Here is a 12,153-nt window from a genome sequence, read left to right as displayed (position 1 = left end):
TGTCCTGACCTAGGTCATTATCCAAAGTCTGGCCTGAATCCGCTGGACGCTATCAAGAAATTGGAAGGAAAAATAATAGGAATACATCTAAAAGACATCGCTGAGTATAACAATACTAAAATTCAGGACGTACCAGTTGGTACGGGTGTGATTGATTTTCCAGCAATTTTTGATGAACTGAAAAGACAGGATTTTAGAGGGAATATCAATATAGAAAGAGACACCAAAGAGAAACCCAATAACTTAAGTTCAGTAAAACAGACCGTCAACTATTACCGTGAAATATTAAAATTATAAGAGAAAATTGAATGACCTTGACGTTTAAGATGTCAAGAAAAAAATCTCATACGAAATTCTAAATTATCCAATAAATTAAACTCAAGCCTCAAAACATGATACGCCATTCCGTCATTCTCAAACTAAAAGAGACCATTTCCCATGAGTCCAAGAAAGCTTTTTTTGATGCGGTAGACAAACTAAAAGAAATACCAGACGTCAAGACATTTGAGGTTTTGAACCAGATAAGCCCCAAAAATAAATTTGAATATGGTATTTCGATGGAGTTTGAAAATCAAGAACAATATGATACTTATTCAAATCATCCTGCCCATCTTGATTTTATCCAAAACTTTTGGATTCCAAATGTGGAAGATTTTTTAGAAATTGATTACACCCTTTACAATAACTGATAAATGAAAAAATTACTATTTCTTTCTATTATATCGTGTATGTTTCTCGCTTGTGGAAACTCCAACCTGAAAAACAAAGTTGATTACGAAGTGAAAATTGATAGAATAGACTCTACTTCTTATAGAGCTTTGACCGATTTCAAAATAAGACAAATGTCGGTTAATATCAAAAGTTTAGATGAAAATACCGATTTCGAATTTTACTTTTCAGGTTTAAAAAAACTCGATTCTTTGAAGTTAAACAAAGCTTATGATTCTTTTTTAAAGTCAATTAAGAATGGAGAAGTGGCAGATGCTGGAGCCTATCAGGTGAAAACTTTGCACAAAAGTAAAACAGAAAGATATGAACTCTGGAAACTGCAGTATGTAAGTGTAGATGCATCACCTTATTTTTATGGTTCACATGTATTTCTGAGTTACTTTAGAAATGATAGCCTCAAAAATACCTATGAAATAGCCAATAGTTCTAAAGCAGGAAATTCGCCTGATTATATTTTTACCAAAGCCAATGCTCGTATAAAATCTGACAGTGTTTTGGTGTCTCTCCTGAAAGTAACCAAACTGGCTGAAAAATTAGACTCCTCTAAAGTAGAAACGCTGATCATGGTTAAATAATATACCGCTGTTTGTAAGTTTCCTGTTTCAGTAATATTCTGCGTGGCCAGGAATGTCCTCAATTATTTTGTTTGATTAAAAAAATCTTGACAGTTCGTCCTTTTAAATTTATTTCAAAAATGAAAATTACTATAATCACTGTTCTCTTATTGTTATTGGGGATATCTACACAAGCACAAACTTTGTCCGATTCTTTACTTATTGAAGACAATTACCGAAGTTTTTATTTTATTCCCGCTCCAAAACCGAAAGCATCACTCGTCTTTGTTATTCATGGTTCACAAGGCGATGGCCAAGTTATTAGAAAAAGTGAAGCTGAGAAAAAACTAGAAGGTATTGCCGAGACTGAAAATATTTTTTTGGTGTATCCCAACGGCTACAAAAGATATTGGAACGAATGCCGTAAAACTGCTAATTCAGCAGCAAATATGGAGAATATAAATGAGGAGGCTTTTTTCGGCCAAATGATAGATTATTTCAAAATGAAATATGATATAAACGAAAAGAAAATATTTGCTATTGGTACTTCCGGTGGTGGACACATGGCCTACAAATTGGTTTTGACTATGCCCGAGCGTTTTAGGGCCATAACGGCATTTATTGCCAACCTGCCCGACACCAACAACTTGGATTGTGCTGAAAAACGTGTAAAAAAACCTGTAATGATTGTCAACGGAACAGCTGATGAAATAAATCCTTACAATGGAGGGGAAGTTAAATTGGGACCCAAAGTAAATTTAGGTTTTGTTCGCTCAACAGATAGAACGCTTCAATATTGGTCAAGCTTGGCTGGTTATAAAGGCTCTCCGAAAATGGAATCCATGCCAGATAGAGATCCAAAAGATGGTAAAATCGTGGAAAAGTATACCTACAAATCGAAAAGAAAGCCAGAAATAACGCTTTTTAAAGTAATCGGTGGCAAACATGATTATCCCAACGATATCGATATTTATCTCGAAGCTTGGAATTTCTTCAAACGAAATTGATACAGTTTATTTCTTTTCAACCCACTATAATTTATGAAAAAAATATTTATTGGCTTGTTATTGCTTCAATCGCAATTAATGGCCCAAAGTACTTTACTTGAAGACTTTCAAACACCACCCAATGCAGCTAAACCTCGTGTATGGTGGCATTGGATGAACGGAAACATCTCAAAAGAAGGCATACAAAAAGACCTCGATTGGATGAAAAACACCGGAATTGGAGGCTTTCAAAATTTTGATGCCAATTTGTTTACTCCTTTGGTAGTTCCTAAGAAATTGGTTTTTATGGATCCAGACTGGAAAGATGCCTTTAAGTTTACTACTGACATGGCCGTCAAAAATGGCTTAGAAATGGCCATTGCTGGTTCTCCAGGTTGGAGTGTGACAGGCGGTCCGTGGGTTGAACCCAAAGATGCCATGAAGAAAATAGTTTGGTCCGAGGTATTGATAAAAGGAGGAGAGATCTTTAACGGAAAACTTCCAGTATTGCCCAATAACATTGGTAAATATCAAGAAGTTCCTGAAAGTGGTGGAGGTATTTCAGGAGGGTTTGTTGGTATAAAGCCGGAGTTTGCTGCAGACGCATTCGTCATAGCTTATAAGCTGTCTGACAATGAAAAACACTTGCCTCAAATGAATCCCAAAATTACGGTTTCGGGAGGGGATTTTGATGTTAAAGGCCTTTTAGACCATGATATTAAAACATTTTATGCCATTCCACCAATGGAAGTTGGGCAGGATATGTACGTTCAATATTCATTCGATGAACCACAAACTTTCAGAGCATTTGCCGTTTCAGGTGCTAGTCAAGATCCCCTCGCCGAGTTTAATGGTGCACCCGAAAATAGAAGTTTAAAAGTAAGCGATGACGGAATCAATTGGCGTACTGTAGGGAAGGTATCAGGAAGTACAGTCCCATTTAATACCGTTTCTATTCCTACCACTACTGCCAAATACTGGCGTATGTGTTTTCAAACTCTTCCAATTACTGTGAGCCCCATGTTGGCCATGATGGGTGCTCCAGCACCTACAAAACCAGATGGTGTCAATGTTGCAGAATTCGTTCTTTTTAACACTTCAAGAATTAACCAATCAGAAGACAAAGCTGGTTTTTCGCCATGGAAAGAAGACAGTGAATACGGAGATTTGAGTTTTAAAATTGAAATTCCCGACATTATTGGCAGCCAAAATATAGTTGATTTAACATCCAAAGTAGGTGCCGATGGAAGTTTGAATTGGACAGTGCCAAAAGGTGGTGAATGGATAATTCTACGCTTGGGTTATAGCCTTACAGGCCGACAAAACCACCCTGCTTCACCAGAAGCTACTGGTCTTGAAGTGGATAAGCTGGATAAAGAGGCTGTAAAGAAATACATAAATACGTATTTGGATTTGTATAAAGATGCTACAGGGGGACAGTTAGGAGCGAAGGGTTTAGAGTACATGGCTTTAGACAGTTATGAGGCTGGCCATATGAACTGGACACTAAATATGCCGCAGGAATTTCAAAAAAGACGTGGTTATGGTTTGTTGAAATATCTTCCTGTTCTGACCGGTCGTGTAGTAAATGGTTTGGATGAAAGTGAGAAATTTCTATGGGATTTCAGAAAAACCATCGGTGAAATGATAGCCGAAAACCATTATGATGTGATAGGAGAGGAGTTGGCCAAGCGTGGAATGAAAAGATATACGGAGTCTCACGAAGGTGGCAGGATTTATTTGGCTGACGGCATGGATGTAAAGCGAAATGCTGATATTCCGATGGCTGCTATGTGGACACCCGGTAGTTTGGTGCCAGGAACTGACGAGGAAGTTAGAAGTGAGGCCGATATAAGGGAAGCCGCATCGGTTGCCCATATTTATGGAAAACCTTTCGTTGCAGCGGAGTCCATGACTTCTGTTGGTAAGCCTTTTCAAGAATATCCCGAAAAACTAAAAAGAACGGCCGATATTGAATTGGCCTCTGGACTCAATCGCTTCGTGATACATACCTCTGTGCATCAACCTTTAGATAAATCTCCCGGGTTTTCATTGGGACCTTTTGGTCAGTATTTTTCAAGATTAGAAACATGGTCAGGGGCAGGTGCCAAAGCTTGGATGGATTATTTAGGACGCAGTTCGCATTTGTTACAGCAAGGTCGCAATGTGGCAGATATTCTATATTTATATGGAGAGAATACCAATATTACGTGGATAAGTCGCAAAAGTTTACCAAATATTCCCAAGGGTTTCGAATTCGATTTTGTCAATTCCTCAGCTTTGATTAATGCTATTCAACCAAAAAATGGACAATTGCTCGCTCAAAGTGGAAACACTTACAAGGTGCTGATGCTCGACGAAAGTACCAAAATGATGACCTTGTCAGTTTTAAAAAAAATAAAAACTTTGGTAGATGCTGGGGTAAAAATAGTAGGAGCAAAGCCCGTAAAATCTCCTAGTTTGGCCGATAACGATGCAGAATTCCAGAATTTAGCTACTGAAATTTGGAAAAGCAACCATATCACCTCAGTTGAAAAGTTGAATTTTCAACCCGACCTTAAAATTTCTGGAACCACTAATAAGGTTCTTTTTAGACATAGAAACACCGGTTTCAACTCTGCTCAATTAAACCAGGCATCCAGTAACCAATCAACTGATATCTATTGGTTGAATAACAGAAGTGACTCTCCAACTACCGCCGAAGTTAGTTTTAGAGTTACTGGCAAAATACCCGAACTTTGGAATGCCCAAACAGGGAAAACCGAGAAACTGAGTTATCAAATAAAGGACGGCCGTACGATAGTCCCTTTGAAGTTTGAGTCTTGGGACGCCTATTTTGTCGTGTTTAGGGAAATAGCCGCTGCCCAATCTTATGAAAAACCAAAAACTATAGAAACTTTGTTAACCACCATCAATAAACCTTGGAAAGTAAGTTTCAGTAACCAATCAGCTATATTCGATAGGTTGACATCTTGGCATGAAAATTCCGATGCCAACGTCAAGTATTTTTCTGGAACAGCCACTTATGAAAATTCATTTAACTTTGATATTAAAGCGTTGGACATTGACCGGAGTCGAAGTGTCATGCTCGACCTGGGTGAAGTTAAAAACATAGCAGAGGTTTTTGTGAATGGCCAAAACATGGGAACTGTTTGGAAAAAACCTTTCAAAGTTGATATTGGTAGTGCCTTGAAAGCAGGTGAAAATAAAATAAAAATTGACGTGACCAACACTTGGGTGAACCGATTAATTGGAGATGCTCAACCGAATGCAATTAAAACTACATTCACCACCATGCCTTTCTATGGAGCAAACTCTCCATTAGAGCCTGCAGGACTTTTGGGTGAGGTAAAAGTAATTGGTGTTAAATAAGGTTTAATTTTTTAACGATCAAAGAGCAGCTTAGGTTGCTCTTTTTTTATGGAAAGCATTTTGCTTAAATTTCTTTCAAATACTTTCTGATGGTAATACCATTTAAAATCTGATTGGTGCCTACTAATTCTCTATAATTATTCTTGAATGCGGTTTGTAATAGCTAGTCATTCCCAATATCAATATAATATAAGCACTGGTCTGAAGTATTCTGGTAAAAGGATATATTAAGAAAGATTGAGAATTATAAATGAAAAAACCCTGCATCATATTCATGAACTCAAAAAGCCATACACCAAGTATTATTAAATATCTACTAGAGAAATTAGAAGTGGAAGGTAAAAATAATACATAAACGCAAGCTGTAGAGGCAAATAAAGCAAAAATAATCGTCAAAACTATGTTTTGTCCACCCAACATTGGGAGTAATACCAAAAAAATATAAAGAAAAGGTACAACAAAAATTACTGGAATGAGCAAGTAGTAAATTGGAGGAAGTTTAGACAATTTGATTTCCGCACCCAGTGAATTTAATATGGAAATCCATAAGGCATAAATTACTGAATACAAAATGGAGTTAATTATAATTACATAAAGGTTTGGAACGATGAATCTGGAAACTCCAAGCAGTAGCGGGATTAGTAAACTTATTAGAAATCTCTTTTGGACACTGTTTAGATTTGACCCTTGCTGGCGATAATACCAAACTACCAAAACAACAAAGACTAATTCTCGGAAAATAAAAGTATTGATGGATTTAAATGCAGGACCCGACTTTAGGAACGTAAAAATTTCACAAGATATCAATATTAATATCAATACCACATAAAAGTAGTAGTTTTTCATTTATTAAATTATAGTTTCTCCAAGGCTATTCGTTATATAAATTTACAAAAAGTATAATTTAAAACCAAGTCATATATGCAAAAAGATGCAATAAATTGCAAAAATTTGCAAAATAAATCTAGATTCTAGACCAAATTTTCTTGGTTTTCTATATGTAGTCTTACTAATTAAGGATTAATGCAATTAGAGATTGGGTTTAAATTTGAGTTTTGTTAAAAAAAAACACCTCATTTTTAAATAAATTAGCTTTTAGAATCAGACTTTTAATGTTGAAGTAATTTCAAGAGAAATATTATTTTCAGATTTCACTCAAACCGTCAATATTCTATAATTATCCTTGAGTTTCGTCTGCAATAGCTAGTCATTCCAACCAATAAGAAGATGAAAGAGGATGTTTGTAATATCCTTGCAAATGGATAAATAAATAGACCTTCGTTATTGTAGTGGTAATAGCTCTGCATCATGTGTGTAAATTCGGTGAGCCAAATACCGAAAATAATTAAATGTCGGCCAGAAAAGTCTTTGGTGGTAGGCAAAAACAAGACATATACACATGTACTGGCTGCAAATAGGGCAAACAAAAATACCAATACCTTGTTTCCATGATTTAACATCGGAAATAACACAAAGAAATAATACAAAAATGGAATGGCGAAAATGAGTGGAATGAATAAAAAGTAAGCAAAAGGAAATTTGGATATTTTAAACTCTGCTCCAAGTGATTTGAATTGGAGAATCCACAAAACATAGGTACTAAAATAAAAAAAAGCGTTCACTTTAATTGCCAAAGGGTCAGGTATGAAATATCTCGAAAACCCAAATATCAATGGAATTAAAAGCGTCATCAGGAAATTCCTTTGCAGATTCGTTAGTTTTGACCCTTGACTTTGATAGTACCACATAGCCAAGATTAAAGTCACGGCTTGTCGAAAAATAAAAGTTTCTATGGCTCTTATGCCAGTTTCAGCATTCCATGCTGCGAATATTTCACATGATATCGATAGGCATATCAGTACCACGTAAATGAGGTTATTTTTCAATTTTATTATTTGTAGTTTATCTACGGCTATACTCGTCTTCAATAAGCAAAGATATTTCAGCATTTCCTATTCAAAAAACATTATAGGATTTAAATAAAATATTTCGATTAAAAAAAGGTGTATTCTAGTTTATTACTTGCTTGCCAATTATTTGCATTTGTGTTTTTTTTCTAGTTTTTGTTAAAATAAATTAATAAAAAAGGAGTATTGTAAATAATAAAATTATTGAACGGTACCATAATGAAATTTTCTCATAACTTGCTCATTGATAGTGCGAATTGGCACAAAAAATGGAATGATTTTTGCCCTATATTTCGCAAGTCTTTTTTGGTGAAATGCTTAGTGTGTTGACCTCCTTAAGAGACCCTAACCAAAAACAAAAAAATATAATAGAATCTATATGAATACATTTTCCTCTACTTATGGCTACAATATCGAAAATCCAACCATCAGAGATTTCAACATGGTTTGTGATTTAATAGAAGTGGTGCTTGTTAAGAAAAAAACCGAGTCTCTTTCACTTGTTTATGAGGATGTTTTAGGAAACCTCATTACGAAGTATAATGAATTTCTCGAGACCGATTTGATAAAATCAAAACAAGGCAATTGGATAATTCGTGACCCATTTGCAAATGTAAAATGCTAATATTGCAACTATTTATCTTTGTTACAATTCTGTAAAAGTATGGGTAAATTTTGATGTTTCATTTTAAGCAGAATTTTTGAAAGAAAAATCTATTTTTCTAGTTTTTAATTCGGTCATGTCTTTTTCTCAAATAATGGTACAAAAACCTTAGAATAAATCGATTCTTTGGGTTTGCAATTAATTGGAAAAAAAACATATTGCTGAGCTTTTTTCTTTAAGCCAAGTAGAATTTTACTATAGACCAATAATTTCGATTGGTCTTTATTTTTCGTAATCGTGCTTCTGATAGTATAATTTTTTTTAACTTAAACAATAAAAATCATTAAGATGTAAAATGTGATGTACGTATTTTTGTACTTAAAATATTACCGAATCTATTTTAAGCATATTTATATCTTTGATGAAAAATTTCTCTTTAAAATCCATTAAGTTTCTAATTTTTATTTTAGTGTCCACTTCCATTTTGGCACAAACTACCGAAGTGAAATCCCACCCAACTCCGCCGATGCCTGTAGAATTGATGTTGGGCGATAGAGGACTTAATTTTCAATTGAATACTACCAAGAAATTTAGGCCTACTAGCAGGTTTGGTTTTTTTAATGTCACTACTTTTTTTGCTGATTATAAAAATGTGGTATCCAAAAATGAAATATTTTCACAATCACTTTTTACGGCAAAAGTTTGGAAAAAACTTTCAGGGGTTACTGGATTTTCTATCAATCATTTTGCAGGTTTTAAGCCTACGGCGGGTTTGCAGTTTGTACATTCAGACCCCAAACTTTTGGTGGTAATTCAGCCTCAAATGGGATTGACAGAAAGTCATCATTTCGAAAATTTCTCACTACTGGAATTTAAACCAAAATTTAAAGATCATTGGGGACTTTACTCCCGCATCCAAACGGTTATAGACTATACACCTTCAGCAAATTCTCATAATCGAAGCTATGTCTATTTAAGGTTTGGAACCAGCTATAAAAACTATCAATTTGGTTTGGGTAATAATTTTGATTTTTATGGACCTACCAAACACAGAGAAAACAATTTTGGAACATTTTTGCGTGCAGAGTTTTTCTGATTAAAGCTTTGGTGAATGAAAGGTTGTTGAATTTATGCTGGATAAAAGTTTTTCATACATTTGAACACTTAGGCAAACTTTCCAAATGTACTTCGGGTTGTTAATGAAAGCACGCTCATCCAATGACCAAAATACCTTTATCTGTCCTTGAACTCGCCACTGTAGTGGAAGGAGGAAACCACCGCACTGCCATTAGCAATACCGTAAAAATAGCCCAATACGTGGAGTCGATTGGTTATCAGCGTATTTGGATGGCCGAACACCACAATATGGAATACATTGCCAGCTCGGCTACCTCGATTTTGATTGGCCATGTGGCAGGAAAAACCAAAAATATCCGAGTAGGTTCAGGCGGAATAATGTTGCCTAACCATAGCCCATTGGTCATAGCGGAACAGTTTGGCACGCTCGAAACTATTTATCCTGGTCGAATAGACTTGGGATTGGGTCGTGCACCGGGTTCCGACCAAGTCACAGCCATGGCTTTAAGGAGAAATCAAGAAACAGCCCATTCGTTCCCGAGAGATGTACGTCAACTGCAAACATATTTTAGCGATGACAATGCCGATGCCAAAGTGCGGGCATTTCCGGGCGAAGGCTTAGATATACCGCTGTGGATATTGGGTTCGAGTACCGACAGTGCCTATTTGGCTGCAGAAATGGGACTTCCCTATGCTTTTGCGTCACATTTTGCACCTGCACAATTTCGTGCGGCCATTCAAATTTATCGTAGCAATTTCAAGCCATCAACTGCTCTACAAAGACCTTATGTAATGGCCTGCGTGAATGTCATTGGTGCAGATACCGACGATGAAGCAAATTTTTTATTGAGTAGTTTGCTCAATCTTTTTGTTGGAATTATAACCAACACACGCAAGCCTCTAAGGCCAGCAGGTTCTTTTCCAGAGAGTTACAATATTCCAGAAGTTAAAAATGCCGTAAACAACATGCTTTCCTGTACTTTTTACGGAAGTAAGGAAACCCTAAAGAAAAGTCTCTCCCAATTCATAGCTGAAACTGAGATAGATGAATTGATGGTAGCGTCACATATTTTCGGTATGGATGCAAAGTTAAAATCTTTTTCGATCTTAAATGAAGCACTTAATGTTGACTAAATGCCTTATTCTTGATTTATCCACTTATTAATAAAGGAGTCGATGATATCATCTAATTAACAAGATCAATCGTTTGATTTTCGCAGTTTTTCTATTTAATCTGTAGATTTCCCCCTTTTTTTAGCTATAATTTTGAAATATTAAACTATTCTTATTTGAGGTCTTTAAAGATTCCTTATCGTTATATTTCTATTTGTTAGCCTAATTTTTTACTCCTTTTTAGCGTTCAAAGAATGTTTGGGCAAACTATAGACAGTACGATGAATTTTAGAGGAATTACAAGCTTGATCAACCATGGATTTTCGTTTGTTTCTACTTTTTGATTGGGCAAATCAGCAGCTATTTTTAACATCAATGGTGGCAATAGAATCAGCTCTCTGTCTGAGTTTAGGTTTACTTTGAATGATGGTCTACGCGTTAAGTTGGTTTTTGAAAAATACGTTACTCGATTTATTCTTTTAGCAGACTACCCAAAATTTGGTTTTTTACACTCAATAACAATACTTGCAAATTCTTAAACTTTATTTTTATTAGAAATTTTCAACAACACAATGGCCATTATTAAAAACAAACCCAAAACAAACCCAAGGCCAACTCTTAGTCCAAATGTCTCTGCCAAAAAACCAATGGCGGGAGGTCCTATAAAAAAGCCTGTGTAGCCTATTGAAGTAGCCATAGAAATACCGGCAGATGGACTAATGTTTTTGAGGTTTCCGGCGGACGAAAACACAATTGGGACAATAGTAGAAAGTCCTAAACCCACCAAAAAGAAGCCAACAAAAGTACTCCATACCGAAACAAAAGTTAGAGCCATAGCTAATCCCACAATAGCCAACATAGCGTCAATCAACATCAATTTTTGTTTTCCCAATTTTAGTGTAAAAAAGTCACCAAATATTCGACCAATGGTCATGGATACTCCGAAAATACCAAATGCCCAGGCACTAATTACTTCGCTTTGCCCCACCACCGTGTTCATAAAAATAGCTGACCAGTCTACCATAGCACCTTCACCAGTCATGCAGCAAAATGCCAGGATTCCAAAAGGAAGAATTGTTTTGAATGCCAAGAAATTGTCTGTTTTTACATTTGACTTTAAAATTTCGGGTTCATGTTTTTGGTCTTTAATCAGTTGTGTGGAAGCCCACAATATTGGAAGAATGCCCAAAAGACCTATGACAAATAAATGGGCTTGAAGCCTAACTTCGAAACTAGAAAAAATACCTCCCGCAGCTGCTCCCAAAGCCATGCCGATACTAAAAATAGCATGAAAGGAAGAAAAAATGATTTTCCCCCAAAGTCTTTCAACCAAAACCGCCTGACCATTCATAGTGACATCCATGGAACCGGAAGCGGCTCCAAGAAAGAAAAAACAGAGACGGATAATCCATTCGTTTTGAGAAATGGCCACCATCGGTATAGACAAACAAAATAAAATAGCTACAATTTTAAGGATTTTGTCTGAACCGAATCTGCTTCCCAACCATCCTGCAAAGGGCATAGAAACCATGGAACCCAAAGCGATACAGAACAAAACCGTACCTAGTTGAGCATTGTTAAGTCCGAAAAAACGTTGAAGTTCGGGTAAACGAGCAGTCCAGTTGGCATATAAAAAACCGTTTACAAAAAAGAAAGTGGATACAGCAATTCTATTGACGAGTAGGTTCTTGTTTTTCATTTATGAAATATTTGTCACAAAACTAAAGAAACCCAAGTTTGACAAAAAGTGAATTTTAGAATTAAATGCCAAGGGTTTCTTGAAAATAAGAAAACTTTAGAATAAATCCAAT

General features: G+C 35.8%; 11 protein-coding genes. 8 read left to right on the top strand and 3 right to left on the bottom strand.

What is annotated here, in order from left to right:
- The 5 genes from EGI24_RS13840 to EGI24_RS13820 form a co-directional block, all read left to right on the top strand.
- Positions 1 to 297 (top strand): sugar phosphate isomerase/epimerase (locus EGI24_RS13840; RefSeq protein ID WP_255049035.1); only part of this gene is annotated, 297 nt, incomplete at its 5' end.
- A 95-nt stretch (positions 298 to 392) separates the two neighbouring features.
- The gene (locus tag EGI24_RS13835) at positions 393 to 689 is read left to right on the top strand and encodes a Dabb family protein (protein ID WP_255048549.1); all 297 of its coding nucleotides are present in this window, start codon (positions 393 to 395) and stop codon (positions 687 to 689) included.
- 3 nt (positions 690 to 692) lie between these two features.
- Entirely contained in the window at positions 693 to 1,304 is a 612-nt protein-coding gene (locus EGI24_RS13830; protein WP_255049034.1) for a hypothetical protein, read from the top strand.
- Between the two features lie 119 nt (positions 1,305 to 1,423).
- Entirely contained in the window at positions 1,424 to 2,290 is an 867-nt protein-coding gene (locus tag EGI24_RS13825) for a PHB depolymerase family esterase (protein WP_255049032.1), read from the top strand.
- Between the two features lie 33 nt (positions 2,291 to 2,323).
- Positions 2,324 to 5,641, top strand: a complete 3,318-nt coding sequence (locus tag EGI24_RS13820) for a glycosyl hydrolase (protein ID WP_255049031.1) — start codon at positions 2,324 to 2,326, stop codon at positions 5,639 to 5,641.
- A gap of 123 nt (positions 5,642 to 5,764) precedes the next feature.
- Here the strand turns inward: EGI24_RS13820 and EGI24_RS13815 are convergent, their stop codons facing one another.
- Together EGI24_RS13815 and EGI24_RS13810 are read right to left on the bottom strand one after the other, a co-directional pair.
- Positions 5,765 to 6,487, bottom strand: a complete 723-nt coding sequence (locus EGI24_RS13815; RefSeq protein WP_255049030.1) for a hypothetical protein — start codon at positions 6,485 to 6,487, stop codon at positions 5,765 to 5,767.
- Positions 6,488 to 6,804: 317 nt separating this feature from the next.
- Positions 6,805 to 7,527 carry a hypothetical protein gene (locus tag EGI24_RS13810; protein WP_255049029.1) on the bottom strand — a complete coding sequence of 241 codons (723 nt, stop codon included), beginning with the start codon at positions 7,525 to 7,527 and terminating at the stop codon, positions 6,805 to 6,807.
- Positions 7,528 to 7,927: 400 nt separating this feature from the next.
- Here EGI24_RS13810 and EGI24_RS13805 point away from each other — a divergent pair, with 400 nt between their 5' ends.
- The 3 genes from EGI24_RS13805 (at position 7,928) to EGI24_RS13795 (ending at position 10,363) form a co-directional block, all read left to right on the top strand.
- Positions 7,928 to 8,173: a hypothetical protein gene (locus EGI24_RS13805; RefSeq protein ID WP_255049028.1), complete on the top strand. Its 246-nt coding sequence runs from the start codon at positions 7,928 to 7,930 to the stop codon at positions 8,171 to 8,173.
- A 400-nt stretch (positions 8,174 to 8,573) separates the two neighbouring features.
- Entirely contained in the window at positions 8,574 to 9,248 is a 675-nt protein-coding gene (locus tag EGI24_RS13800) for a hypothetical protein (RefSeq protein WP_255049027.1), read from the top strand.
- Between the two features lie 122 nt (positions 9,249 to 9,370).
- Positions 9,371 to 10,363, top strand: a complete 993-nt coding sequence (locus EGI24_RS13795; RefSeq protein WP_255049026.1) for an LLM class flavin-dependent oxidoreductase — start codon at positions 9,371 to 9,373, stop codon at positions 10,361 to 10,363.
- Positions 10,364 to 10,877: 514 nt separating this feature from the next.
- On the opposite strand, the gene EGI24_RS13790 is transcribed toward EGI24_RS13795, so the two are convergent.
- Positions 10,878 to 12,041: an MFS transporter gene (locus tag EGI24_RS13790; RefSeq protein WP_255049025.1), complete on the bottom strand. Its 1,164-nt coding sequence runs from the start codon at positions 12,039 to 12,041 to the stop codon at positions 10,878 to 10,880.
- Positions 12,042 to 12,153: the final 112 nt, after the last annotated feature.

The organism is Lacihabitans sp. CS3-21 (assembly GCF_024343675.1).
In the GTDB taxonomy this organism is placed as follows: domain Bacteria; phylum Bacteroidota; class Bacteroidia; order Cytophagales; family Spirosomataceae; genus Leadbetterella.
The sequence above is the reverse complement of the archived record's forward strand: the minus strand, read 5'-3'. Positions and strand labels throughout refer to the sequence as shown.

Excerpts from the sequence above, each read along its gene's own strand:
- EGI24_RS13835 (WP_255048549.1), top strand. The coding sequence starts at position 393 with ATGATACGCCATTCCGTCATTCTCAAACTAAAAGAGACCATTTCCCAT.
- EGI24_RS13830 (WP_255049034.1), top strand. The coding sequence starts at position 693 with ATGAAAAAATTACTATTTCTTTCTATTATATCGTGTATGTTTCTCGCT.
- EGI24_RS13825 (WP_255049032.1), top strand. The coding sequence starts at position 1,424 with ATGAAAATTACTATAATCACTGTTCTCTTATTGTTATTGGGGATATCT.
- EGI24_RS13820 (WP_255049031.1), top strand. The coding sequence starts at position 2,324 with ATGAAAAAAATATTTATTGGCTTGTTATTGCTTCAATCGCAATTAATG.
- EGI24_RS13815 (WP_255049030.1), bottom strand. The coding sequence starts at position 6,487 with ATGAAAAACTACTACTTTTATGTGGTATTGATATTAATATTGATATCT.
- EGI24_RS13805 (WP_255049028.1), top strand. The coding sequence starts at position 7,928 with ATGAATACATTTTCCTCTACTTATGGCTACAATATCGAAAATCCAACC.
- EGI24_RS13800 (WP_255049027.1), top strand. The coding sequence starts at position 8,574 with ATGAAAAATTTCTCTTTAAAATCCATTAAGTTTCTAATTTTTATTTTA.
- EGI24_RS13795 (WP_255049026.1), top strand. The coding sequence starts at position 9,371 with ATGACCAAAATACCTTTATCTGTCCTTGAACTCGCCACTGTAGTGGAA.
- EGI24_RS13790 (WP_255049025.1), bottom strand. The coding sequence starts at position 12,041 with ATGAAAAACAAGAACCTACTCGTCAATAGAATTGCTGTATCCACTTTC.